We start from the raw sequence: 24,567 nt of genomic DNA on the forward strand, positions 1-24,567 counted from the left end.
ATCGTTCATTGCCTGGACGCTCCCCTTAGACGTGCGAATAAGCGGCTTGTGCCTGCACTCAACCAAGAGAGACAGAGCATGGCTATCAGCAGGCAAGTGAGGAATAGCAGGCTTTGCCACAACACAGTGGATGAGAAGCCGGGAGACCAGGTGATATCGTGTATCGGAGAAAAGACTGGCGAGCTTCCCTGTCCCATGAGCGGACGCCATAGCACGAGAGCCAGCAGAGCAGAGATGATGCCGTGCGCAGCGCGGGCTAGCAAAAAAGGCAGGTACCGGAGATTCGTTGTATTCAAAATACTCGCGACCTGCGCATGAACCGATAGTCCGCCCCAGGAGAGAACAAAGGCTGCTGCGGCTACCTTGAACGGCAAAGCAGCTCCTGTGGCTTCACCAGCGGCTTGTGCCCCTAAAGTGACTTCGAAGATACCGCCTACAATGGAATCTGTTAACGTAGGGGGAAGGCCGCAGGCGGACAATAAGCTTGCTGTAAGCAGGCGAAGCCCGCTCATTAAACCGGAGTTCGTTAAAGCTTCCAGAATGACGCAGAAGAATACAACCAGTCCTCCTACGACAATAATAAGACGGAGGGAGGAAGCAATAGCTTGACGCAGCAACTCGCCAAATGGACGGCCATCTTCCAGGCGCGCTGTATGCATGGCATATATCGCTTGGCGCAGTCGTCCGCGTTGCTGAACAGAGGACGTGTCTGACTTGGCATTTGGAGCGACAGTGAGGGATGCTGGTGTAGGCTGCCCGGTGTGGCCGCCTGCTTCGGTTGCAGCAGACTGGGGACGCTTGCCGTGAGTATCAGCGTTCCCCGAACCGGAGCCGTGGAAGCGCATGAGCAGGCCGATGATCAGCACGCCACCATAATGGGCAGCACCCAGCACGACTGCAATTTCAGGCTGATGGAAGAACCCGACGGAAACGGCACCGATCAGGAATATCGGATCAGAAGAGGTTGTAAAGGCGACCAGCCGTTCTCCTTCGATGCGGGTGATCCATTTTTGCTCCCACAGCTTGGCCGTTAATTTGGCTCCAATCGGGTAGCCAGATGCACAACTGACAGCGGCGACAAAGCCTCCACAACCGGGCACACGGAACAAAGGTTGCATGAGCGGGTCCAGCAGCGCACCTATAAAATGGACGATGCCAAAACCGAGCAGCAGCTCGGAAATAACGAAAAACGGGAATAAGGACGGGAACAGCACGTCCCACCAAATGGCCAGACCACGAAGTCCGGCATTTAGAGAAGATTGCGGGTGCGCCGCCATAAGTATAAATAGGAATAGCAGCATAAGAATAAGCAAAGGGAGCGAGTAACGGCGGTACAGCGGCATAGAGGTCCCTCCTTTGGAGTTCTACTACTATTCCTATGACGAGGATGGACAAAGAGTACCAAAAAAACGAGAAAGCGTTTGCATGAAATACTGTATTTTTGTAAAGATTATGTTAAAATTAAAAAAACAACGATCCATAACCTTAAGGATGGAGTGATCAGGATGAGCATCGTTGCCGGTCTACTCGTGTGTGCTTTTGTGTATGTCATTCGTGCCTCTCTCGTCCATCCCGGTGAAGAGGATTGGCGGAGTTATTAGCTGTATTCGTAGAATGGCAGGCTGTTTGCAAGTCGTGCAAGCCTGTCTGTATATGTGAAATGATAAATGACGCTTATTCTTAGCGTCATTTTTTGTTTTTTGTTATAATACGGGTGTATATTTATTTCCATAGCACAGAAAGTTGGGGGAAAAGTGAATCCTAGCCTGAGCATTTATGACAATCTTGGGGGTGCGGAGGGTGTTCGTGCTATTATTGAGGCCTTCTACCCGAGAGTTTATAAAGATCCGTTGTTAAGTCCGCTGTTTCCTGAAGGCATAGAGTCGGTGAAGGAAAGACAGTATATGTTCCTGAGCCAGTTTTTTGGCGGACCGTCCCTGTTTTCAGATGCTTATGGTCACCCGATGTTACGTGCCCGGCATATGAAGTTTCCCGTAACTGAAGAACGAGCAGAGGCGTGGCTGTCCTGTATGGCGGGTGCGTTAACGGATGCGGGCATTGAGGAGCCGCTTCGTTCATTTATACTTAATCGTTTGTCCGGTCCTGCGCATCATTTTGTAAATACCCCGTAAGCTTGCGGGGATTGCCGAATTTTGGAGAGGGTTGTAAAAACATTGGAAATTGAACCGTTATATCAGATTAAAATCTCTTGTCCGTTTTGTGAAGAAGAATTTCAGACATCTCGTGTCAGACCGAGCCTAAAGAAGGCAATTCGTACGGATTCAGACTTCTGCGCGTATTACAAGAATGAAAATCCCGATTTTTATGTCGTACGAGTTTGTCCTCATTGCGGATTTACCTCGACAGAGCATTCTACCGTTCAGTTAAGCGATCAGCAGAACAAGCTGTTTAAGGACAAAATTGGTAATCGGTGGCAATCCCGGGAATATGACGGACATCGCAACTGGGAAGAGGCGTTGGAAACGTATAAGCTGGGTTTACTGTGTGCGCAGGTCATCGGGGAAAAGGAACGGGTGATAGCCAGCCTGTTACAGCATATCGCGTGGATGTACCGATACCAGGGGGACGAGGAGCAGGAGCTACGGTTTCTAAAGTTTAGTCTGGACTCCTATATTCGGGTCTATGAGCTGGAGGGTGTCGGGGCGAATAATGCCAAGCTTCTCTATCTGATTGGAGAATTGCATCGACGTACAGGCAACTTTAACGAAGCGGTACGCTGGTTTTCACGTGTCATTAATGACAAGAATATTATGGATGCGGCTATGATCCGGGCTTCCCGTGAACAATGGGCTGTATTGAGAGAGCAAATGCTCGCTAAGGATATTCAGTTGCCGGAGGAAATGCAGAACGCAAGCACCTCCTGATAAAAAAGGTGTGCACTATGGCCGGTTCAGGCTCATGGTTCACACCTTGTTTATCAACAATGGCTACCTTTCTCTAAATTGCCTCATGAATTAATGATGGCGCAGGGTGGTATCTGACAGCAAATAATCGTTGTCACAATCTACCAAAGTAATCCTGCTGTGGCAGCATGGAAACACAAGCAGCTTTTTCATCCCTTCATGTATGAGCTTAAGCTCTTTGGGCTTTAGGGGTAGCAGGACGTTCTCATGGTCGCAAAACGGACAGGATTGTACATAAACGTCTCCCATGACAATGTCATAAGGCCAGGTTTTGTGAAAAGGAATCATGATTTGTCCGATTCACCGCCGTTCGGGTCAGCGGTTTCTTCTTTGGCCAGTTCGGCCAGTTTTTGCATCAAAATATGCTGGGGTGTATGCATGAGATGTTCCAGCGGAATGCCGAGCTTTTCGGATAATTTCACAGCCGTTTCCGGCGAAATTTGTAAAGGTCTCATCCTGTATTCCTCCTAATTGTAGTGATTTTACCATCACGATGTAGCTTTATTGTATATGAAACCACATGAATTCGCCAAAAAGAAAGGTGGAACTGCTATGAAAACACCGTTGAAGCAAACATGGGATTTGGAATCCATATTTAGTGGGGGGTCTTCCTCTCCCTCATTTAAAGCATTTTTGGAGGAGCTGGAGAGCAAGGTTCAACAATTGCAGTCTCAGCTTAAATCAGCCAAAGTACCGCAAACGGTATTGGATACCGAGCGTCTGGATAGTGTGCTGAATGCTATACAGGAGCTGTTTAACGGAGCATCGCAAGCCGGTTCTTTTGTTTCCTGTCTAACTGCTCAAAACCAACATGACAAGCAGGCTGTTGAACTGGGCGCACGCATAAATACGCTGTATGCACAGGGGAAAAGTACTTTGGTATCCTTCCAAAACCTGCTGGCACAGACGAGTGAAGACATTTGGCAGAAGTGGATGGACCGGGAAGCGATTAAGCCGATCTCTTTTGTCCTGAATGAATACCGGAACGAAGCTCGTGAGAAAATGGCACCTGAGCTGGAAAGTCTCGCATTGGATTTGGCTGTGGACGGCTACCACGGTTGGGGGGATTTTTATGACACGATTGTCAAAAATATGACTATCCCTGTTCCTGAGAATGGAGAAATCGTAAATCTGTCCGTAGGGCAGGCTGCCAACAAGCTGGATGAACCAGATCGTAGTGTGCGTCAAGAAGTGTTCACACGTTGGGAAGAAGCATGGACCAAGGTGGAGGACTATTGTGCAGATACGCTGAACCATCTGGCAGGCTTTCGCCTCAAGCTGTATGAAAACCGGGGCTGGACGGATGTTCTCAAGGAGCCGCTGGAAATCAGCCGCATGTCGGCACAGACACTGGATACGATGTGGCAGGTCATTAACGAAACGAAGCCTGTACTGGTTAAATATCTCGAGCGGAAGGCGAAGCTGCTGGGCTTGGAGAAACTGTCTTGGCATGACGTTGAAGCCCCGCTGGGAACGTCTACTACTAAAATCCCATACGACGATGCAGCCGTCACCATTGTTGAGCAATTCGGTAAATTCAGTCCAAGAATGGCTGATTTTGCTCAAATGGCTTTTGAGAAAAGCTGGATCGAAGCAGAGGATCGTCCGGGGAAACGTCCTGGTGGATTCTGTACTTCCCTACGTCTTAGCAAAGAGACCCGTATTTTCATGACCTATGCCGGATCGCCTTCCAACGTTTCGACACTGGCCCATGAGCTTGGACACGGTTATCATCAGCATGTGATGAATGAAATGCATCCATTGAATCAAAATTATGCGATGAACGTAGCCGAGACGGCTTCCACGCTGGCAGAACTAATTGTATCGGATGCTTTGCTGGAGGCTGCCGAGGGTCAGGAGAAGGTAGCATTGCTGGAGGATAAAATTCAGCGCGGCGTAGCCTTTTTCATGAATATCCATGCCCGCTTCCTGTTTGAAACCCGTTTTTACGAGCTGCGGAAAAAAGGGGTCGTAGGAGCACATCAACTGGGCGAATTGATGGAACAAGCACAGCGTGAAGCGTTCAGCGGTGTTTTGGATGAGGCTCACCCTCATTTTTGGGCCTCCAAGCTGCATTTCTATATTACGAACACTCCATTCTACAACTTCCCATATACATTTGGGTACATGTTCAGTGCCGGGATTTACGCTTTTGCGAAGAAAAATGCCGACGGCTTTGCCGATCAATATGATGCTTTGCTGCGTGATACAGGTCGCATGACGGTGGAAGAGTTGGCCTCCAAGCATCTGGGAACCGATTTAACACAGGCAGACTTCTGGCGTAATGCCGCGCAAGTCACCATTCAGGATGTTGAGCAATTTTTGCAAATGACGGAATAACGGATATACTCCAAATCAGGTCTCCCACGAAGGAGGCCTTTTTTGCGATTCTTGCAGAAGATGAGGAATAAAGTCGTAATGTGTCGAATAAGCGTTGGTATTACCTGTTGGCGAAATTTAAATTGATGGATATACTTAGAAATTAGTTATAAATGCCCATTTATGTTGTTTATGATTGTAACGTTAAAAAGTTTCGCATATAATTGAGTCATAAGACCTATTAATGGTTTTGAAACAGGTATATAGGGGGATTTTTATAATGGATGAAGTAGGTCAATTGTCGTTAGTAAGGCAGATGGATATCGTTTTTAAAGAACTGGATGATGAACTGGCGGGTTTGTCGTCAGGAACTGTATTTGTACAAATACGTAACAACGTGGTTGGGAAATTTGGTATCCGTCATAATCCGATTGCAGGCAAAGGAGGTACATTTGGAGCGGTGGAGCCGGGACTGTCTGTAGATCATCGGGCGGACTTCCGTCGTATGGCGCTGGATACACTAAATCACAAGCGGAGTTGGACTCATGGCGAAATTGCTTTCGATTTTGCCGTCAGACAGGGAACCATTCTGGTGGATGCTACGCTGGAATCGAACTATAACATGGCGAATCTCATGATCCGTTATAACAAGCCTACATACCGAGCGGCTAAATCGGAATAATCATCCATAGAAAAGGGTAAAGAAAAAGGGCGGCCTTCCTGGGGAAGACCGCCTTTGTTATATGCCCGCCCTACCGCATTTTGGTTAAATGCGATGAACGGAATGCAACATGTGGAATAATGACGCTTATTGACCTGAACGTCCAGATAATTGCTGTTCGGCCAGCTGTACCAAGCGTTTAGTGATATAACCTCCCAGAGAACCAGCCTCACGGGATGGCATGTCACCATAATAACCGTCTGCCGGAATGGTGATGCCCAGTTCTTGTGCTGCTTCATATTTCAATTGTTGCAGTGCGTTGGTGGCTTGAGGTACGACCAGGTTGTTACTGCGGCGTCCTCTGCCTTGATTAGATCCATTAGCCATGTGTAGTCACCTCCTTCGGCTGTGATGAGGTTATTATGCGACAGAGTTATGAAAATATGCGCCGAAGGAAGGAAAATGAATAGAGGGAAATTACGGATATATCATATGAATCTGAGTTTTCAGGTTAATGGATTGCTGAGGCTCCAGACGAATCAGTCCGCCTGTCCCCACAGGATCGTGTAAATTGGGTGCATCAGACAGCCAGGTATAAGGCTCGATGCAAAGATACTGATCGCATTCACCCTTGGTATACAACACCCAATACTTAAAGTATTGTTCATCCGCCGTGTAGCGTATCTGATAACCGTCATCACGGGTCAACAGGGCCTCAGCAGGTCCTTCCGATGCTCGCAGCAGCGTATCCAGATTCGTTCCTTTCAGGGAAAGTCCCGTAGAGAGCGGCTCCAAGTCATTCAAAGGGGTAATTGTACCTGTTGGGAGCTGTTCAGCGTCTTGCTCATATACCCCGTTCACAGGCAGCTTCAGACGCCAGCGTTCAGGCTCTCCGTCTACCATAAACCAGGTGTGATATCCCAAGCCGAATGGGGCTGCTTTGTCACCCAGATTCGTTACACGCAGCGTTTGACTCAATACAGGTCCCTGCAAGCGGTAAGTCATCTCCAGCCGTAGGGGAATAGGAAACTGCCCCATCCAGTGCGGATCACTTTCCGTCAACAGCTCGGTGGTCACGCTGCAACCTTCCTCATCTTCTTCAATATCACTGCAACGCCAGGATTGATTTCGATGCAGCCCATGTATATGATTGTCGTTGGCCGTATTCCGATCAAACTGATAGGGAACACCGTCAAACTCGAATTGTCCTTTGCGGATTCGGCCGGGAGGGATCAGAATCGGCAAGCCAAAATGATACGGCTTTTGCAAATAAAAGGCCAGTTCTTCCTCGCCAGGACGCCGTACGATATCCCGATCCAGCTTCAGATCACGCACCGAGATAATATTATTCCCGAGACGGGGGATCATCGTAACTTCCAGCTCAGGGCTATGTAAAACATACGTGTCGTAACCATTCCAATGTTCTTTGGTCACTTGTTTCATATCCATGCTCCTTTGTCCACTATAATCGGTTGAAGCTTCGTGTCATTATGATAACAGATTTTTGCTCGCAGGGTACAATCGTCATTTGACAATTACAGGATGCGGAATTATCATAAATGTAGTTTACGATGTAATGACATGGATAACGCGATGATGAGGACAAGTAAGCCTTCGCATACGCTCTTCAGAAAGCCGGTGGTAGATGCGAACCGGTGAGCCTGCACTGCTGAATGGACCTTGGAGTGCCGCACAGAACAGGAAGCATTCTTCCTCAGTATGACGGCCGATTGCTCCCCGTTAACGGAGCTATAAGATTGCAGGCAGCCACGGAGCATGACTCCGACAAGTAACAGGCTGAAGGCAATGAATAAGGGTGGTACCACGGTCTCGCGTCCCTTGAGGATGCGGGGCCTTTTTGCGTTCAATTATTTAAATAAATTTCAGGAGGAATGATGAATATGAAAACGGTGCTTTCAGGCATTCAGCCCAGCGGACAGCTTACTTTAGGCAATTATATTGGTGCAATGAAAAACTTTGTCAAGTTGCAAGAGGATCATCGCTGTTACTTTATGGTCGTAGACCTTCATGCCATTACGGTGCCCCAGGAACCGGCTCAATTACGTGAACAGTCGGAGGCCGTGGCGGCATTATTTATTGCAGCAGGTATTAACCCCGAGCAATCCAACGTCTTTTTACAGTCCCATGTACCTCAGCATGCGGAACTGGGATGGTTGATGACAACCCTGACCAATATGGGCGAGTTGGAACGCATGACCCAGTTCAAGGACAAATCGGAGGGTAAGGACTCGGTAGGTGCGGGATTGTTCGTATATCCAGCGCTGATGGCAGCTGACATTTTGCTTTACAATGCGGATTTGGTTCCTGTAGGTGACGATCAGAAGCAGCATCTGGAGCTGACGCGCGATTTGGCAGGTCGTTTCAATCATCGTTATGGAGATTATTTCACTGTTCCCGAGCCGTATATCCCTGAGGTGGGCGCACGAATTATGTCATTGGATGATGCCTCCAAAAAAATGAGCAAAAGCAATCCGAATGCGGGCAGCTATATTGCTCTGCTGGATGAACCGAAAGTCATTCGCAAGAAAATCAGTCGCGCTACCACTGATTCTGGCAGTGAGGTTAAATATGATCCGGCAGGCAAACCGGAGATCAGCAATCTGATGGGAATTTACAGCCAGTGTACGGGTCTGTCGCTTCAGGAAGTGCAGAATCGTTATGAAGGTCAAATGTACGGTACGTTCAAAAAAGAGCTGGCAGAGGCGGTTGTAGCCACCCTGGAGCCTATTCAACAGCGTTATCGTGACATTCGGGAGTCCGGTGAAATTGGACGCATTTTGGCCCAATCCGCAGAGCGGGCGCAAGAAGCGGCTGAAATCACGCTGGCTGCGGTCAAAGAACGTATGGGGTTTCTGCCCCGCAAGCGCTAAGACAAACCGCAGGCCAACGCAATCAGCCGTTTAACAGAAATGTCTCAGGAGCGACGTTGTCTGGCCTTAACAACAAAGCCCCAGCCGATGTTGCCGACAGAGAGAACGCCCAGTAAAATGGCAAGCCAAGCGGAATAACTGATGGATATGGCGGCTGCCGTCAGCAGGACAATGGATGAAACGGCGAACCACAATGATAGACCTTTGCTCATGGGAAAAACCTCCAGCGTTCGAATGTTGAATTTTAGGAATAAGCAGGTGTAAGCGAGCCATAATAATCTTGCAAGCTTGCAATGAACCTCACTCACAAAGAACTGAAAGGAGATTCAAATATGAGCAGACGTCGTTCAAACAACCTGCAAGTACCGCAGGCCAACGCCGCTTTACAACAATTAAAATATGAGGCCGCTCAAGAACTCGGCATCACAATCCCTCAAGACGGTTACTTCGGTAACGTCGTTTCCCGCGAAACAGGCTCTCTCGGGGGATACATCACGAAAAAGCTCGTCCAACAAGCAGAGCAATCCTTGTCGGGCAGTGGCCGTTTGCAGTAATACACATAAACCCTCCATCTTGGAAGCTGTATTATGAGCAACTGTGATGAAGAAAATCCGGAGCAATCATGCTCCGGATTTTTTGCGTGCATGGCTTATGACCATTGTGAATCACACCGGTCCGCTTCGTCAAGAGGGCGCTTTCATGTAGATATTTCATGGAGGGATGGATTTTTATATGAACGACAAAAAAACAGCAAGCTCCGGGGGTCAGGGGAGACTTGTGTTTTTTGTCGTTTGCGTTGCTTGCAAATATGCTTTTTTAATTCGTATGCAGGGAGAGGCGTTTCTGCATCTTTTCATGGCTAAGCCAGCCGATATAGCTGTTGATCAGTCCAAACTGCTTATCCATGGCGACCACGGCCACGAACGGATATTGTCTCCGGTGCCGATACCGAACATCCGCCCAACGAACAATGTAGCCCCATTCCAGCACTTCCACTTCCGCAACAGCAAAGGAAGAAAAATAGCGGAATGCCTGCACATCACCGTAGGATTTGGATGCTTCTACGGCCGGATGTGTGGACGGAACCGCATGTTTTGTCCAAAAAAGATGCTTCCCGTTCAGTCCGCCAATGTCATAACTTCCATTCTGATGAGCTTTTACCACATGCCACCGGTTCCATGAAACCGTGGGAATGATATAATAGATATCGTCCGGCTGGCGCTCGGGGTCCATATCTCGTACCGCGTTTCTGGTACGGAAATGACTCCAGGTACGCCAAATATAGTACAGGCCTGTAATGATGTACAACGTAATAAATAAGGGAGCTGGTAAAACCAGTCCAGTGACCCACAGTAGAATAGCAGCAACATGGGTGCCGAATATAAAGGGATCAAAGATGTGGATAATATTCCATGATATCCACTTGGGCGTAAACGGTCGAAATGCCTGTGTCCCGTACGTATTGAACAAATCTGTAAACACGTGCAGACAGACAGCAATCGTGACCCACAGGGCGACATGACCGACAGGTACATCCCTGAAAATAAGAGCAATTAATCCCGTGATGGACAAGATCCATATCAACCAGAAGGGAATGGAGTGCGACAGTCCACGATGATTACGGATGTAGGCTGCATTGTTTCTTAATCGCAGCAAGGTGTCAAAATCCGGTGCCTGCGACCCTACGACCGTGGCCAGCAGTATGACTGCCGCCAACTTTGGATCTGCGGCGACGGCAGGATCGGTGTAGGCCAGCCCGGCCAATCCGATCCCCATGACAAAGTGTGTGGCTGTATCCATATTTGTCGCTCCTTTTTTGTATTAAATCCTGTACTTATTACTACCCAAATTTACTGTAAACGATCAGCAGGGTCGATTCGTCATCGAAATTGTGAACGTTTTGTGCGTTTTCTGTCAAACTTTTTACGGGTACTATATGATAAAATTTATATCGGAGTTCAACTTACTCCCGAATTCATACATCTCTAAGGGGGAGTTACTCACAGTGGATAATATTAGTTATAAGGCTACTTCAGATACGGCTACCTATTCGGTTAAATCCAAACCACCCGGTAAGGCTGGGACATGGAAAGATTTTATAACGGTCACCAAGCCAGGTATTCTGCGCACCAATCTGGTTGCGGCATTTGGCGGTTTTTGGTTGGCTTCACAATGGGACGTTGACTATATAAAGCTGATTCTGACGTTGCTAGGTACAATGCTGGTTATGGCGTCTTCTTGTGTTTTTAACAATTATTTTGATCGTGAACTGGATTTGAAAATGGAGCGTACACGCAATCGCTCACTGCCAACAGGGCGTTTGACTCCCACAACGGTGTTGTCATACGCTATTATTTTGGGTGTTGTCGGGCTGGCTGTTTTGTTCTCTTTTTCTGGTGTCAAGGCAGGATTGCTCGGTATACTCGGCATGTTCGTATACGTCGGTATTTACACGCTTTGGCTGAAACGCTCATCCACATGGAGTACATCCATTGGCGGTATTTCGGGCGCAATGCCTCCTGTGATCGGCTATGTGGCCGCTTCGGGTCGTATTGACTTGGGCGCATGGCTCTTATTCGCTCTTTTGTTCCTATGGCAGCCGCCTCATTTTTGGGCACTTGCAATCCGCAGGGTCGAAGAATACCGCGCAGCAGGATTTCCGTTGTTGCCTGTCGTGAAAGGCATTCAGCGTACTAAAATTCAAATGATTCCTTATATCGTGTTGCTGATTCCGGTACCGATCCTGATGTATGCTTATGGATATGCTGGCATGATTTTCATGATCGTTTCCGTATTGCTGTCCGTGCTCTGGGCATTTTATGCTTTTAAAGGTTTTACCATTAAAGAAGAAGAGACGGATTCCTGGGCTAAAAAAGTATTTTTCTTTTCCATTAACCATCTGACACTCAGCTTTCTGCTGATGATCGTGGATACGGTTCACAAGTTCTAAGACAAGATATTTTTAAAAATTTTATTGCTGTGTAACATTTAGCTGTCCATCAGGCATAAAAGCTGCCTGGCGGACAGCTTTTTTTGTGGATGGTTTTCATGACTAGGGTTCTCAGAACTATAGAACAGGCGGGTTTAAAATATACTCTTCCAATCCTGCTTTTTCCAATTGGGCGATCACATATTCATCTGGTGTGCCTTCGACTCCTGCGTATCCTTTGCGGGTATATATATGAAGCGCATCTGGAAAAGAGTCGGCAAGCACACCACGTATTTTTTTGCCGGAGCTGTCATTGTCCATAAACAAGTATATTTCGTCATGCTTGGCCTGCTTGCGGAGGGACTCCAGTTTTACTGAGTTTAGCGTGCCGAAGGTGCATAAGATATGAACCTCGGGATCAAGTAAACGACGAAGTTTACTGCGGTCATTTTTCCCTTCAACGATAACGGTAATCGTCATCTTGGTCACCCCCTGCCTAAAGCCTGTGCTCGAAATTCCCCGGGAAATGAAAGAATATGTGTATAGTGTAGCTCCAAACAGGGTTCTCATGCAAAAAAGCAACAAAACAGCCTGCCAGAAGTGGCAGGCATGGGTACAAGGGCGGCATGTTAGGGCAATTCAGACATTAAATCCAGCAAGTACAGAGAATAATGACGAGTAGAATATAAAGAACCAGAATGGTGCCGGTCGAAGTCCCAAATCCACCACAAGAAACAGGGCTCACAGGATGACAGTGGCTCACGGAATGCACCTCCCTTCATACATAAATGTTCAGTCAAACCAGTCTATGTTGATAAGGGCTTTAGGTACTGTGCATTCGCCTTCTTGTAAGGTACTTTGGGCGTTAAAGGGGGAGCATCTCAAGCGATCTAGGAATGATACGGCCCTGGGGCAGACAGCGGCGGTGTCGGGAATAACCGCTGAATAGGAATGAACAGCAAGCCGGTCATTAAAATCAGAAAAGCGATAAAAAAAGGTGAAAAATGAACAGGGAGCTGCCCGGCAAGCACTGGTCCGGCAAAGGAGCCGATAGACGTGGCAATGGATTGCAGTGCAAAGGTTTTGCCCAACCTTTCTCCTCCAAGCCGTATAAAGAGTGAGGCCAAGGCTGGAAACGTAATGCCTTTGGCTGTTCCGAGTATAAAGAGTACGACTCCAATCACGGATTCGGGTAAGGTGGCAAGGGCATAGAAGCTCAGAGACATCAGTAGGATGCCGCAAATCAGCCGGATCATCGGTGAATACTTGTTCAGAAAAAGTAGACTGAGTGTGCAAAGCGCTCCCAGACTGATAATGGAAAAGAGCAGTCCCGTGGACATCATGGACGCAGTGCCATTGTTGCGTAACGGGATTTCATAAAATAAAATGCCTTGTGCGCACGCCAAAACAAAAGGTACAAGCAGGTAGCGCCAATTGAATGGTAAAAGCGGCTGCGCTCCGGTCAATGGAGCGGGTGCTACTTGCCCATCAGACAGTTGAGCCTGGAGAGCAGGTGCCTTTTTAGGCAAGGTAAAATAAGCCATCAGTCCTGTGACCACGAGAATGATGCCCAGAGAACGGAAGGTTTCGCTAAACCCAAAGCTGGCTACAATGAACGCGCCTGCCGCTGGAGACAGGACAGAGGCCAGCGTGTGAACGACGCCATGTCCTGACATATATTTACCCTGCGTAACCGGGTGATCGGATAGCTGGGCGAGCATAGTCATGCAAGCCGGGGACAAAAAAGCCAGCACAAAGCCGCTGATTGCACGAAGAAAAAGCAGCTCCCATGGCGTATGAATGTATGCCTGAATGATCAGGATGATCCCTGCGGCTGTCAGGCTGAACATAATATATCGGCGGCTGCCGTGTTTATCTACTCTTGGCCCCGCCATTAAGTTACCGGGCAGATGAGTCAGGGAGTATATGCCCAGCATCCAGCCGATAAAGGTGGGCGCTGCGCCCAGAGAGATGGCGAATGGTGTCAGAATAGGATATTGTGCATGCAGATCAAAAAAAGCGATGAACAAAAACAGATACAGCCAGAGGGCTGTTTTCAAGTGGATGACCCCCTTTCCTTAAATGGACTTTCTATGCTGCTATGTGGCATTAGCTCTTTCTAAGTTGTACGCTGGAGTGGACGAACATAGACCCTTTTTGTGCGGACAAGGGGCGGAAAAGAGCTAAGCTGACAGGGAGTTATGTAATCATGTATAATTACAGAGACGATTTTACAATTCAAAAGATGCAGTTGAAAACGGGAGTGTAGTGAAATGGATAAGAGCGTCTGGACAGAGTTTTTAAAACAAAATTGGCAGATCGTTCAGGATAACTGGCTGTATATATTAATCGGGCTTGTCCTATTGCTTGTCATATTGAAGGTTGTGAGAACCCTTGTTAAATGGCTGATTGTCATTGTGGTGGTTGTGGGCTTGCTGATCTACAGCGGTATTTCCTTTGATCAGGTCGGTAAGGTGGTTACCCAAGCGAAGGATGATGCGATTAACAAGTTTCAGAGCGAGGCCCTGAACATGATGATCAAGGAAGGACGGGATGCGAAATACACCTCTAACGGAGACGGTACATTTTCGGTAACCAGCTCCAATCTGGAGGTAAAAGGTCCGTTCGATGGCGATAAGGTCAAGGTATGGTTTCAGGGCATGCCGCTGGGCGAGTGGAGTATGAGCGACACCGTCAAGAAATATATCGAAAGTGCGAAAGGCTCGGCTGTAACACAACAGTCGCCGCAGTCGCCGTAAAGACAGGGGGAGCATGATGAAACCATCCTGGCTGGAGCCTGTCCTTCATTGGAATGGCGTGACGGTGTTTTTGATCGCTATCGTTCTTTTTTCGTTAATACAGGGCTGGCGGCGAGGAGCTTCCAGATCTGTAGGTGCGCTATTCGGTCTCATTGTGGATGGCATACTGACCGTTGCCGGGATTTTGTGCTCATTAGGGTTGGCTATGTGGCTTTCACCGAAGGTGCAGCAATGGCTGGCCGCTTATATGGAGCATTTGCCGCAACGGGGACTGAGCGGAATTGAGCAATTTTATTATACGCTTGTAGCAGGGCTTGAAGGCTTTCCGCTGCTGCGTTTTGCCGTCTTGTTCATGCTCAGCTATGCTGTTGCGCAATTTGTGCTGCGTGCGATTTATGTGATGGTGGTGGGTGGCAGATCGGATTCCTCTCTGCGTGAGCAGGAAAAGAGATCGGGCTTTTTCAGCAGGCTGGCGGGGGCCGGGATTGGTACCCTTATCGGTGGAGCACGCGCTGTGATGGTCATAGCGTTACTGTTTATAGGTGTAAGTTTATACCCGGACAGCGGGTTTAGCAGCTATGTTCAGGCTTCACCGATTTATAAACAAGGGGCGCAATCGGTCATTGAACCTTTGTCCGGTACGCTGATTAAGGATAAGCTGCCCGTATTTACGCAGGCCGTCACCAAGGAATTGAACGGCATTTTGCAGCGTAAATATGAAATGATTGACCGGGATATTCCGAACGATATTGAGCAGGCCGCGACCAAGATTACACAGGGTGCAAGCGGCGATGAACAAAAAGCCAGAGCGCTGTATCAGTGGGTAGGCACACGTATTAGCTATGATTACGGCAAAGTAGAAGCCTATGAGCAGCGTGGTGACTGGCATGAGCAGACGCCCAGAGATACGTTTGATACACGCAAGGGTGTCTGCATTGACTATGCCCGTCTGTATGCGGTGATGGCCCGTTCTCAGGGACTTCAGGTCAAGGTGGTGACCGGGCTTGGCTACAACGGACAGGGAGGCTACGGTTCACATGCCTGGAATGAAGTGTACTTGAGTGGGCAGAATCAGTGGATACCGTTAGACCCGACCTGGGCGCAGAGTGGAGACTGGTTTAATCCGCCTGGTTTTGCCCAGACACATATCAAGGATAAAGTGATTTAAAAAGGAGTGGAAAAGGGCACATGAGAAAGATGGACAACGAGCAGGGAAAAGACAACGAGACGTCCGACCGAAAAAGATTCAGCTTCCGGATCAATCTGTTCTTTTTCAGCTCGTTCATTATATTTACAGTCATTATTGTAAGATTGGCGATACTTCAATTCGTAGATGGACCTCAGCTCAAGCAGCAGGAGGCCAGTAATGTTACCAAAAATGTGCCGCTTACGCCGATTCGCGGAACGATTTACGATGCAACCGGGCAGAACAGGCTGGCGTATTCTACACCTGTACAATCGCTGTATATCACGCTCTCCAAAAACTACAGCGACCTTTTGGAGAAATCGCGTGATCCTGATAAAAAGCTGTTGCCTGAGCTGGAGAATATGACACAAAAGCTGGCAAATCGGTTTGCTGAATATGGCAATAAAGATGAGCCCAAAATGACGGCAGCGCAAATTATGGACGCTATGGACCGGAACTATCAACGGTTTAGCGGTTTTACGCCCCGCCTGATTAAAACCAATCTTAATAAAGATGAAGTTGCCTATTTCATGCAGCATAAGAGTGAGTTTCCAGGGTTAGATGTTGTTGAGGAAACTGTACGTCATTATGATCCTGATACGGTGGCTGTCCAAACAGTGGGTTACATTAAAAGCTATAAAAGTGCGCGTGAAAACCTGGATAAATATAAAAATATTCAAAAATCCATGTCAGCGGAAAATGATCCGGGACTCATCTATATGGATAACGAATCTGTTGGTTTTGATGGGCTGGAATATCAATATCAGGAACAATTACGGGGGAAAAATGGCTATAAAACGGTTCCAATTGATCCGCGCAATATGCCGGAGGGTGTAGATTCTGTTACTCCTCCGCAAAAAGGAAATAATATTTATTCAACGATTAACAAAGAAATTCAGGTTAAGACTGAAAATGCCATTATGGATCAATTGAGATGGCTCCATACACACGCTGTATCTGGCAGGACTCATCCTTATGCGAAAACAGGCTTTGCTGTCGCAATGGAAGTGGATACTGGTAATGTGGTAGCCATGGCGAGCATGCCGGATTATGATGCGAATTACTGGCAAACGGGTACAATTTCCACAGATAAATATAAAGAGATTGAACATGTGTATCAAAACGCCACAATTAAGAACGTTGGCTCTGGCCAATCTGGACAGCACCCTGATTCTACTGTACTTCTCGGATCAACTATTAAACCGCTGTCCGTTCTTATTGGATTGGAAGAAGGACTGTTTACAACAAATACGTACTATCAAGATACAGGAGCGGCTTATTTCGGACGTAATAACTCCTCACGGGTGCGCAACTCATCTGGTCATGTGTACGGTTCAATGGACCCGGCAACCGCTATTCGCCATTCCTCCAATGCCTTTATGGTCGATATGGTTGGCAAACGCTTATATAACAAATACATCAACAATGCCGCAGAAGACCAGGGTGTTAACGTATGGGATCGTTATATGAAGGAGTTTGGATTAGGTGTTTCTACTGGAGTAGACTTGCCCGGTGAGTTCCGGGGGTGGCGGGAGTACACGAGTAAATCAGAGTCAGCACTTTCTAAATTGGCATATGCATCCTTTGGTCAACAAGGTAAATATACACCTATGCAACTTGCCCAATACACAACGATGATTGCTACCAAGGGCAAACGGATGGAGCCACATTTGGTCAGTCAAATTAAAGATACCAACGGTAATGTAGTTCAAACAATTAAGCCGAAGGTACTGAATGAAGTGAAATTTCCGGATGCTTATTGGAATGAAGTTATACGCGGGATGTCAACAGATGTCAGCGCATTTAAAGGTTTCCCTTACGACTATGCTCGTAAAACGGGGACATCACAGCAAAGCGTAGGCGGAACACTGAAGGATAACGGGGTATTTATTGCCTTTGCGCCCCGCCAGAATCCCAAACTGGCTGTAGCGGTTGTCATTCCGGAAGGTGGCTTTGGGGCCTGGAGCGCGGGACCTGTGGCACGTAAAATCTTTGATGCCTATGATGAAGTTTATGGGTTGGACGGAGTACCTAAGAAAAAGGATGCTACAGCATCCGATTCAAGTGCAGTCAAACAGCCATAATAATGTACTACGTAGCATTTCAAAAAAAGCTTCTCTCAGCCTTTGTGCCGAGGGAAGCTTTTTTTTATGATCTTTATACGTTTTCTTACAAAATTGTCACCATCAAATTCATTGTTATGTACGCCTATTATGGTAGGATCAGGAATATGAGAACCCCGGCGAAAGGAGTAACGACCAGCTAATATGAACAGAGGAAGTTTGGATAAGAAGTTTTCATTCAAAAAGAAAAGCCATGAAGAAAATGAAGAGACACAAAAAAAGCGGACGGTTTATCGGACCAATCTTCTTTTTTTCAGTGTTTTTGTGTTATTTGCCATTATCTTTACCAGACTGGCGGTCTTACAGTTTGTGCAATCGGCAGAGCTGAAGGAGCAGCAGCAGTCCGTAAATACGAAAAATGTTCCGTTAGCCCCGAGTCGGGGTACGATTTATGACTCTACGGGTCTCGTCAAGCTGGCTTATTCAACTCCGGTACAGTCGCTGTATGTGACCTTATCAAAGGATTATAGCAAACGTGCAGAAAAAGACCGTAAGCCGGGAAAAAAGCTGCTTCCTGAGTTTAATGCTTTTGCTGAAAAGCTTGCTGCCAAGCTGAGTGAGCTAGGAAGTACGGAGGGTGAGCAACTTGATGTAGAGAAAATTAAGGAACGGCTGGACAAGGACTACACTCAATATAGGGGCTTTACTCCGCGTCTGGTCAAATCTGACTTGAATCGGGAGGAAATCGCCTATTTTCTGGAGCATCGGCAGGAGTTCCCTGGAATTGAGATTGTAGAAGAAAGTGTGCGCCATTATGACCCGGATCGGGTGGCGGTGCAAACGATTGGATATATGTACAAGTTCAAAGGAGCGCGTACCAATCGGCCAAAATACAAGGAGATATATCAAGCCAATTCGGAGGTCCTAAGACCCGAACAGGTTTACTCGGAAAGTGAGACCGTCGGATATGATGGCTTGGAGCTTCAGTATCAGGATGAGCTGAGAGGAAAAAACGGCTATAAAACGATAGAGGTAAATCCGCGTAGCATGCCGGAAGGCATTGAATCCATTACTCCGCCGGAAAAGGGATACCATCTGTATTCCACCATCAACAAGGAAATTCAGCAAAAAACCGAACAAGCGATTGTGGATCAGCTTCGTTGGCTTCATACCCATCCGGTATCGGGTAAGCTCCACGGCGATGCCACCACTGGCTTCGCTGTAGCGATGGAGGTCGAGACAGGAAATGTCGTAGCGATGGCCAGTATGCCGGACTATGACTCCAATGTATGGAAAACGGGAAGTACATCGCCTTCGGTATATGACGAAATTCAGCATAAAATGGGGAACGGAACGATTAAATCCGTCCCTAGTGGAAAAGCGGGTCCGCACCCGGAATCCTCGGTGCTGCTGGGTTCAACCATTAAACCCCTAACCGTGCTGATCGGCTTGAAGGAAAACTTATTTTCTCCCGGACAAACTTATCTGGATACGGGGAGCGCATACTATGGTAAAAATCGTTCCAGCCGGGTTGGTAATTCGAGTGGCCACGTGTATGGTCCTCTTACCCCCAGCAGGGCAATTGAAGTCTCATCGAATAATTTCATGGTGGATATGATCGGCAAGCCGCTGTATGCCAAATATGGAAGTAATGCAGGGGTGCATCAGGGAATTGATGTATGGGACAAGTATATGAAGGAATTTGGATTAGGCGTACCGACTGAAGTCGATCTGCCAGGCGAGTGGGCAGGCAGACTTGAGTATACGAGCAAGCATGAAAGTGCGCTGACACGTTTGGTACAGGCATCCTTTGGTCAACAGGGGAAATATACGACGATGCAGCTTGCCCAGTATACGACCGTGCTGGCAACGAAAGGCAAGCGTATGCAGCCGCATTTGGTCAGTAAAATTGTGGATGATCAAGGCAACCTCGTGCGTGAGTTCAAGCCCAAGGTGCTGAATGAGGTTGCTTTTTCAGATACGTACTGGAATACGGTGATTCGCGGTATGGCTACGGATGTTAAAGCATTTAACGGGTTTCCGTATGATTATGCCCGTAAAACGGGGACTTCCCAGCAGGTAGTGGGACGTGCGGTTAAAGATAACGGGGTGTTCATTGCTTTTGCTCCGCGTCAAAATCCGAAGCTGGCCGTCGCGGTCATTATTCCTGAAGGGGGCTTTGGCGCGACGAGCGCTGGACCTGTGGCGCGTAAAATATTTGACGCATATGACGAGGTTTACGGGCTGGATGGTATCCCTAAAAAGCGGCAGACCGCAAAGTGAGGACTTGAATTCTTTTGTGGGCTACTCTTTTTCATGGTAAAATGTCGTTGGACATAAGGGACATACAGGAGGAAGAGAACCCATGGGAGAAAACCAATATAAATACAAACTGCTTGCGCTCGACATGGATGGAACTTTATTGAACGACAATCATGAAATTACGCTGGAAACGATCAACTGGATTAATAAGGCGATTCAAGAGGGGATTCACGTGTGCTTGTCTACCGGACGAGCGGCGATGCATGCCTTGCCCTACGGACAGCAGCTCGGCCTGGATACACCTATGGTGACGGTAAACGGCAGTGAGGTATGGAAATCCCCTCATGAGCTGTGGCGCCGTTATTTGCTTGATAAGGAGTTGGTTCGGAAAATGCACCAGATTGCTGTAGAAACAGATTCCTGGTTCTGGGCTTACTCGACGGAGGAATTATATAATAGAGATCGTTGGCCGGATACGTTGGATACACAGGAATGGCTCAAATTCGGTTATAATACGGAAAATGACGAAATTCGGAATCAAATTTTGCTCAAGCTTCAGGACATGGGCGGACTTGAAATTTCCAACTCTTCCATGACGAATCTGGAAATCAACCCAGCGGGCATATCAAAAGCCAGTGGGATTGCAGAAGTATGCGATTTGCTCGGGATTACAATGGAGCAGGTAGTTGCAGTAGGTGACAGTCTGAATGATTTGGCTGTAATTCAAGCGGTTGGACTGGGTGTTGCGATGGGCAATGCACAGGATACGCTAAAAGAAGCGGCCGATCTGGTCGTAGCTTCGAATAATGAAGATGGCATCGTAGAAGTTATCCGTGATTATGTACTTGTCTAGGAAAACGAATGATAAAGCATCTGGGATAATTGGACGAGAAGGAGGGAGCCAGTGGACATTGTAAGCTGGATTATTATCGTTGCGCTGTTCATTGTTGGCATGGCCGGGGCAGTATATCCCGTATTGCCAGGGGCGCTCGCCATCTATTTTGCATTTTTTGTGTACGGCTGGTTTTTCTCGTTTGCTCCATATAATGTATGGTTTTGGATCATACAGACACTAATAGTAGTTGCACTATTTGTTGCAGATTATGCCGTCACTGCGTGGGGGGTCAAACGATTTGGCGGCTCACGTCTGTCCACGATCCTTAGTACCATCGGGATTATTATCGGCCCTTTTGTTATTCCGGCGTTTGGTCTGATTTTAGGGCCGTTTATTGGCGCTGTGCTGGGTGAGCTAATTAGCAAGGCCCCGCTGGATCGAGCGATTAAAGTGGGCTTTGGTTCTGTATTAGGGCTGTTTACCAGCACCGTGATGAAAGTAATTTTACAGCTTGTCATGATTCTTGTATTCTTGATTTGGGTGTTCTAGTTTAACACCTATGCTTGTGATTTGCAGAGACAGAATCGACATGCGGCTCCGCACCGGTGATGGCTCAGGCCATGACTGCTTTGCGGAGCTTTTGCATGCGTGTCAACAGCAAGAAAGAAGGGAACGCATTTTGTCCAATAAAGAAACATTTCTTAGAGGCACGCTTATTTTAGCCGCAGCCGCCTTGGTGGCGAGAGTGCTGGGTCTGGTGCAGCGAGTTCCGCTAGAGCATTTGCTTGGTTCCGTAGGGAACGCCTCGTTTACGATTGCGAACAATGCTTATTTGATGTTGCTCACGGTGGCTACAGCAGGTATTCCAAGTACGTTGAGCAAAATGGTCTCCGAGCGTTATGCGCTGAATCGGCCTACAGAAGCACGACGTGTGTACCATGCGGCGTTGCTGTTTGCGGCGGCGGCTGGCATTATCATTACGGTGGTGCTGTATTTTGGCGCGCCTTATTTTGCCGAGCATGTGGCGGGAGTTCCTCAGTCGGCCTTGGCTATTCAGGCATTGGCACCTGCCTTGCTGCTGTTTCCCGCCATTGCCATGATGCGCGGGTACTTCCAAGGGCGCGGTAATATGACCGCAGGCGGTATTTCACAAATTGTGGAGCAGGTCGCACGGGTAGCTACTGCTATTTTGCTCGCATTTATTATTTTGAAGCTCGGTTATGGAGATCGTGAGGTTGCGGCCGGGGCATCGTTCGGAGGTGTCATGGGAAGCATTGGCGCACTGGCGGTCATGCTGTATTACACGGTGAAAATGCGTCGCCAGGATCGTCAGGATCGACAAGAGCAATTCCAGGAGGAAAGCTCCGCATTGCCGTTGATGCGCATTTACAAAGACATTTTTACGCTGTCTATTCCAATTGTATTGTCTTCTTTGACAGTTCCGGCCGTTAACTTTATTGATACGTCGATTGTGGTTAGACTACTGTCCGTCCAAATCGGCTTGGATCAGGCAACGACCCAGTTGGGTTATTTGGGAGCACGTGCGCAGAGTGTGGCGGGGATTCCGCCGATTTTGGCTATCGCGCTCAGTCAATCGCTCATTCCGATCATTTCGGCGGCTTTTGCCCGCAAGGATGAACAGCATTTGCAAAATCAGATGACGCTGGCCTTGCGGATCTCTATTTTGACTGGAATGCCGATTGTGTTGGCCTTGTGTGTAACCGCCTATTCCATCAATGGCTTACTGTTCAGTTCGCTTGGAGGCAGCGGGATTATCGCTGTTCTGACACTCGGAACGATATTCCAGATCACGATGATGACCTCTAACTCGATTTTGATCGGTATGGGCAAACCGCGTATTTCAATGGTTAATGTCTTGGTCGGTATCGTTGTTAAGCTGGCTGCGAGCTGGTTGCTGGCTGGTTGGCTCGGGATTTACGGCATCATTGCCGCAACCGGATTATGTTTCCTCGTGATTACGCTGCTGAATTTGCATGTGCTCAAAGGCATCGTATCCTTCTCCATCATGGGCCGTCGCTGGGCAGGCTTTCTGACCGCAGTCGTGCTTTCGGGAGCCATTGGATACGGTGTGAATGAGGCTTGTATTCTGCTGATTCATATCATGCCTGCACGTGTGGCCTTCTTCATCGCGTGCTGTATTGCCGGGGCGGCTGTACTGGTATGCTATTTGGTGCTGCTGGTTGTGCTGCGCGTACTGCGCAGGGACGAGTTGGGTAACTACCCGCGTGTGTTGCAAAAGGTACTGCGTCCACTGATGCGTCTCCAGCGTGAGTCCACAGGGCAACGAGGCTAAAAGAAGTATAGGCAGCCCTCCAGCTTTTTTAGTGGAAAGGCCGCAGGCTGGCATGCGCGTCATGGGCCATCGCTGTTTTTTGGATGCCATGGCGGTGCTCATGCCGCATGGCAAATAACAGCGGTCGCTTTGGTTCGCTGAGATGCCCAAGCGTGGAGCCGTCCTGAAACCAGTCGTAACGGGGGATCGGATCATAAGGCGTATCCGACCAGACGGCGTTCAGCTCTGGGCTGTATAGGCGTTGTCCCGGCGGCAGCCATTCATGTGCCAGTAGCGCTGCACTCTCTTCAGGAGAGCGCAGCGCTTTTTCTTTGTCCGGAGTGAACAGTCCTGGCCAATAGTCGCTGCGTGAGCCCGTATGCGGCACGCTGGTAGCGAATGCTGTTACTTGATCCAGCACCTGCTGGTGACTGAACAGCATGGCATACAGACTTTTACCGAAGCCGATCCGCTCATCCAGATGGCCGAATCGCTCCATCACAAGTCCGGCGAGGCCGCCGTTTAGCCCAAGCGGAAATATGACCTGATTCAACTGGAGCCAATCGTGCAAATAAAAGCCCGGCTTGTGCGTCACAAATTTTTGGAAATAAGGATCTTTCACCACCCGGCCCTCAATATAGTTTTGTTCATTAATGATCAGGGCTACGCTTAAGAGAGAACTGTCCCGCCAAGCCCAGAAACGTTCCCAGAAGGGTCTCATGAATGGTGATACATGAAAATGGGGGAGCAAATGAAAGCAGCTTCGGCCCAGATGACGGCTGTGCATGTATAATTGCAGCTGCGGGTAGGCGTCCTGAAAAATAAGGGCATTGCAGCGCTCCAGCAACCGATATAACCATTCCTTTTCCAGTTCGCTGAACAGACTGTCGATCAGACCGCCCTTCAAATCGGTCATGTTATAGCCACCATTGCGAGAAACCAGATGAGCCAGCAGCGCCCAATGTAACTCGGGGTAGCCGTGATAGCACTCAAGATAAGCGGCTGTCCGGGTGATGTTGCTGCGATTTTCCTGTGCTGTATCGTTCTTGATCCGTTCGACCAGCTCACAGTCCGTTTCGCATAAGGGCATATTCAGAGTAGAGGGACGGGAAGCGGGTCCATTCACCATCATGAGTGCTTCGGCTTCATCCATGGCGGCCTGTGCGGCTTGGTCATCCCACGGCAGCTCACGCAGTGGATAGCGCAGCTTGCGGGACTCGGTCCAGGCCGCCCGCTTGCCTTCCCACGCTTCCTCCGCAGCACGTGGTACGGAACCGAGCAGCTTTAGCCCCCTCTGAAGCTGGCGTGATGCCACATGGAACCATTCGGTGAAAGACATACTGGATAACCTCCTTTCAAAGTCTGAGAACACTCCGTATTCCGCTAAGTATGCAGGGATGTTCTAAGTGTGTTCTGAAGTATATTGTTAGTATGTCTCGATGGCA

The 24,567-nt window shown here is 48.2% G+C and carries 24 protein-coding genes; 14 read left to right on the forward strand and 10 right to left on the reverse strand.

All coding sequences use genetic code 11. The features are described 5' to 3' along the window. Positions 1-5 precede the first annotated feature (5 nt). A complete protein-coding gene (ylbJ, locus tag E0698_RS03290) occupies positions 6-1,343 on the reverse strand; it encodes a sporulation integral membrane protein YlbJ (RefSeq protein WP_149094654.1) in 1,338 nt (445 codons plus the stop codon). Positions 1,344-1,754: 411 nt separating this feature from the next. Between ylbJ and E0698_RS03295 the strand changes: the two genes are divergently transcribed. Next, positions 1,755-2,132: a globin domain-containing protein gene (locus E0698_RS03295; protein ID WP_134912784.1), complete on the forward strand. Its 378-nt coding sequence runs from the start codon at positions 1,755-1,757 to the stop codon at positions 2,130-2,132. A 42-nt stretch (positions 2,133-2,174) separates the two neighbouring features. Further along, on the forward strand, positions 2,175-2,885 hold the full coding sequence (locus tag E0698_RS03300; protein WP_192510759.1) for a DUF2225 domain-containing protein: 711 nt from the start codon (positions 2,175-2,177) through the stop codon (positions 2,883-2,885). Between the two features lie 90 nt (positions 2,886-2,975). Here E0698_RS03300 and E0698_RS26600 read toward each other — a convergent pair whose 3' ends face one another. Further along, positions 2,976-3,212: a hypothetical protein gene (locus E0698_RS26600; RefSeq protein ID WP_134912788.1), complete on the reverse strand. Its 237-nt coding sequence runs from the start codon at positions 3,210-3,212 to the stop codon at positions 2,976-2,978. Further along, positions 3,209-3,379, reverse strand: coding sequence for a YycC family protein (locus E0698_RS03305; RefSeq protein ID WP_014277894.1), 171 nt, complete (start codon positions 3,377-3,379; stop codon positions 3,209-3,211). The genes E0698_RS26600 and E0698_RS03305 overlap by 4 nt, the downstream gene beginning before the upstream one ends. Positions 3,380-3,476: 97 nt before the next feature. Here E0698_RS03305 and E0698_RS03310 point away from each other — a divergent pair, with 97 nt between their 5' ends. Together E0698_RS03310 and E0698_RS03315 are read left to right on the forward strand one after the other, a co-directional pair. Continuing rightward, complete coding sequence (locus E0698_RS03310; protein WP_192510590.1) at positions 3,477-5,264, forward strand: M3 family oligoendopeptidase; 1,788 nt, start codon at positions 3,477-3,479, stop codon at positions 5,262-5,264. A 259-nt stretch (positions 5,265-5,523) separates the two neighbouring features. After that, the gene (locus E0698_RS03315; RefSeq protein WP_134912791.1) at positions 5,524-5,925 is read left to right on the forward strand and encodes an O-methyltransferase; all 402 of its coding nucleotides are present in this window, start codon (positions 5,524-5,526) and stop codon (positions 5,923-5,925) included. Between the two features lie 126 nt (positions 5,926-6,051). Here E0698_RS03315 and E0698_RS03320 read toward each other — a convergent pair whose 3' ends face one another. Both E0698_RS03320 and E0698_RS03325 read right to left on the reverse strand, forming a co-directional pair. Continuing rightward, positions 6,052-6,291, reverse strand: coding sequence for an alpha/beta-type small acid-soluble spore protein (locus E0698_RS03320; protein WP_134912793.1), 240 nt, complete (start codon positions 6,289-6,291; stop codon positions 6,052-6,054). A gap of 90 nt (positions 6,292-6,381) precedes the next feature. After that, positions 6,382-7,347, reverse strand: coding sequence for an aldose 1-epimerase (locus E0698_RS03325; RefSeq protein ID WP_192510591.1), 966 nt, complete (start codon positions 7,345-7,347; stop codon positions 6,382-6,384). 458 nt (positions 7,348-7,805) lie between these two features. Between E0698_RS03325 and trpS the strand changes: the two genes are divergently transcribed. Continuing rightward, the gene (trpS, locus tag E0698_RS03330; protein WP_134912797.1) at positions 7,806-8,795 is read left to right on the forward strand and encodes a tryptophan--tRNA ligase; all 990 of its coding nucleotides are present in this window, start codon (positions 7,806-7,808) and stop codon (positions 8,793-8,795) included. A 44-nt stretch (positions 8,796-8,839) separates the two neighbouring features. On the opposite strand, the gene E0698_RS03335 is transcribed toward trpS, so the two are convergent. After that, positions 8,840-9,007, reverse strand: a complete 168-nt coding sequence (locus E0698_RS03335; protein WP_192510592.1) for a hypothetical protein — start codon at positions 9,005-9,007, stop codon at positions 8,840-8,842. A gap of 120 nt (positions 9,008-9,127) precedes the next feature. Here E0698_RS03335 and E0698_RS03340 point away from each other — a divergent pair, with 120 nt between their 5' ends. Next, a complete protein-coding gene (locus E0698_RS03340) occupies positions 9,128-9,349 on the forward strand; it encodes an alpha/beta-type small acid-soluble spore protein (protein WP_134912799.1) in 222 nt (73 codons plus the stop codon). A gap of 262 nt (positions 9,350-9,611) precedes the next feature. On the opposite strand, the gene E0698_RS03345 is transcribed toward E0698_RS03340, so the two are convergent. Beyond that, a complete protein-coding gene (locus tag E0698_RS03345; protein WP_192510593.1) occupies positions 9,612-10,595 on the reverse strand; it encodes a metal-dependent hydrolase in 984 nt (327 codons plus the stop codon). A 205-nt stretch (positions 10,596-10,800) separates the two neighbouring features. On the opposite strand from E0698_RS03345, the gene cyoE reads away from it, so the two are divergent. After that, the gene (cyoE, locus tag E0698_RS03350) at positions 10,801-11,745 is read left to right on the forward strand and encodes a heme o synthase (RefSeq protein ID WP_192510594.1); all 945 of its coding nucleotides are present in this window, start codon (positions 10,801-10,803) and stop codon (positions 11,743-11,745) included. 117 nt (positions 11,746-11,862) lie between these two features. Here the strand turns inward: cyoE and E0698_RS03355 are convergent, their stop codons facing one another. Together E0698_RS03355 and E0698_RS03360 are read right to left on the reverse strand one after the other, a co-directional pair. After that, complete coding sequence (locus E0698_RS03355; protein ID WP_192510595.1) at positions 11,863-12,204, reverse strand: toprim domain-containing protein; 342 nt, start codon at positions 12,202-12,204, stop codon at positions 11,863-11,865. Between the two features lie 410 nt (positions 12,205-12,614). Further along, positions 12,615-13,784, reverse strand: a complete 1,170-nt coding sequence (locus E0698_RS03360) for an MFS transporter (protein WP_192510596.1) — start codon at positions 13,782-13,784, stop codon at positions 12,615-12,617. A gap of 213 nt (positions 13,785-13,997) precedes the next feature. On the opposite strand from E0698_RS03360, the gene E0698_RS03365 reads away from it, so the two are divergent. From E0698_RS03365 to E0698_RS03395, 7 genes are all read left to right on the forward strand, one after another. After that, positions 13,998-14,483 (forward strand): hypothetical protein, encoded by a 486-nt coding sequence (locus E0698_RS03365; protein ID WP_149094661.1) that lies wholly within the window; start codon positions 13,998-14,000, stop codon positions 14,481-14,483. Between the two features lie 16 nt (positions 14,484-14,499). Further along, positions 14,500-15,651 (forward strand): transglutaminase domain-containing protein, encoded by a 1,152-nt coding sequence (locus E0698_RS03370; RefSeq protein ID WP_192510597.1) that lies wholly within the window; start codon positions 14,500-14,502, stop codon positions 15,649-15,651. Between the two features lie 20 nt (positions 15,652-15,671). Further along, the gene (locus E0698_RS03375) at positions 15,672-17,753 is read left to right on the forward strand and encodes a peptidoglycan D,D-transpeptidase FtsI family protein (protein ID WP_192510598.1); all 2,082 of its coding nucleotides are present in this window, start codon (positions 15,672-15,674) and stop codon (positions 17,751-17,753) included. A 183-nt stretch (positions 17,754-17,936) separates the two neighbouring features. Continuing rightward, entirely contained in the window at positions 17,937-20,015 is a 2,079-nt protein-coding gene (locus E0698_RS03380; RefSeq protein ID WP_192510599.1) for a peptidoglycan D,D-transpeptidase FtsI family protein, read from the forward strand. Positions 20,016-20,097: 82 nt separating this feature from the next. After that, positions 20,098-20,847, forward strand: coding sequence for a Cof-type HAD-IIB family hydrolase (locus E0698_RS03385; RefSeq protein WP_192510600.1), 750 nt, complete (start codon positions 20,098-20,100; stop codon positions 20,845-20,847). Positions 20,848-20,898: 51 nt separating this feature from the next. Beyond that, positions 20,899-21,378: a DUF456 family protein gene (locus tag E0698_RS03390; RefSeq protein WP_192510601.1), complete on the forward strand. Its 480-nt coding sequence runs from the start codon at positions 20,899-20,901 to the stop codon at positions 21,376-21,378. Between the two features lie 130 nt (positions 21,379-21,508). Next, positions 21,509-23,143, forward strand: a complete 1,635-nt coding sequence (locus E0698_RS03395) for a putative polysaccharide biosynthesis protein (RefSeq protein WP_134912815.1) — start codon at positions 21,509-21,511, stop codon at positions 23,141-23,143. 28 nt (positions 23,144-23,171) lie between these two features. On the opposite strand, the gene E0698_RS03400 is transcribed toward E0698_RS03395, so the two are convergent. Further along, positions 23,172-24,461, reverse strand: a complete 1,290-nt coding sequence (locus E0698_RS03400) for a DUF2515 family protein (protein ID WP_192510602.1) — start codon at positions 24,459-24,461, stop codon at positions 23,172-23,174. Between the last annotated feature and the right edge of the window lie 106 nt (positions 24,462-24,567).

Origin of the sequence: Paenibacillus sp. 23TSA30-6 (assembly GCF_014858585.1) — a bacterium.
GTDB lineage: Bacteria > Bacillota > Bacilli > Paenibacillales > Paenibacillaceae > Paenibacillus.

Bases quoted from the DNA above. Each gene is read 5' to 3' on its own strand.
- ylbJ (WP_149094654.1), bottom strand. From the start codon at position 1,343: ATGCCGCTGTACCGCCGTTACTCGCTCCCTTTGCTTATTCTTATGCTG.
- E0698_RS26600 (WP_134912788.1), bottom strand. From the start codon at position 3,212: ATGATTCCTTTTCACAAAACCTGGCCTTATGACATTGTCATGGGAGAC.
- E0698_RS03305 (WP_014277894.1), bottom strand. From the start codon at position 3,379: ATGAGACCTTTACAAATTTCGCCGGAAACGGCTGTGAAATTATCCGAA.
- E0698_RS03310 (WP_192510590.1), top strand. From the start codon at position 3,477: ATGAAAACACCGTTGAAGCAAACATGGGATTTGGAATCCATATTTAGT.
- E0698_RS03315 (WP_134912791.1), top strand. From the start codon at position 5,524: ATGGATGAAGTAGGTCAATTGTCGTTAGTAAGGCAGATGGATATCGTT.
- E0698_RS03320 (WP_134912793.1), bottom strand. From the start codon at position 6,291: ATGGCTAATGGATCTAATCAAGGCAGAGGACGCCGCAGTAACAACCTG.
- E0698_RS03325 (WP_192510591.1), bottom strand. From the start codon at position 7,347: ATGAAACAAGTGACCAAAGAACATTGGAATGGTTACGACACGTATGTT.
- trpS (WP_134912797.1), top strand. From the start codon at position 7,806: ATGAAAACGGTGCTTTCAGGCATTCAGCCCAGCGGACAGCTTACTTTA.
- E0698_RS03335 (WP_192510592.1), bottom strand. From the start codon at position 9,007: ATGAGCAAAGGTCTATCATTGTGGTTCGCCGTTTCATCCATTGTCCTG.
- E0698_RS03340 (WP_134912799.1), top strand. From the start codon at position 9,128: ATGAGCAGACGTCGTTCAAACAACCTGCAAGTACCGCAGGCCAACGCC.
- E0698_RS03345 (WP_192510593.1), bottom strand. From the start codon at position 10,595: ATGGATACAGCCACACACTTTGTCATGGGGATCGGATTGGCCGGGCTG.
- E0698_RS03355 (WP_192510595.1), bottom strand. From the start codon at position 12,204: ATGACGATTACCGTTATCGTTGAAGGGAAAAATGACCGCAGTAAACTT.
- E0698_RS03365 (WP_149094661.1), top strand. From the start codon at position 13,998: ATGGATAAGAGCGTCTGGACAGAGTTTTTAAAACAAAATTGGCAGATC.
- E0698_RS03370 (WP_192510597.1), top strand. From the start codon at position 14,500: ATGAAACCATCCTGGCTGGAGCCTGTCCTTCATTGGAATGGCGTGACG.
- E0698_RS03375 (WP_192510598.1), top strand. From the start codon at position 15,672: ATGAGAAAGATGGACAACGAGCAGGGAAAAGACAACGAGACGTCCGAC.
- E0698_RS03380 (WP_192510599.1), top strand. From the start codon at position 17,937: ATGAACAGAGGAAGTTTGGATAAGAAGTTTTCATTCAAAAAGAAAAGC.
- E0698_RS03385 (WP_192510600.1), top strand. From the start codon at position 20,098: ATGGGAGAAAACCAATATAAATACAAACTGCTTGCGCTCGACATGGAT.
- E0698_RS03400 (WP_192510602.1), bottom strand. From the start codon at position 24,461: ATGTCTTTCACCGAATGGTTCCATGTGGCATCACGCCAGCTTCAGAGG.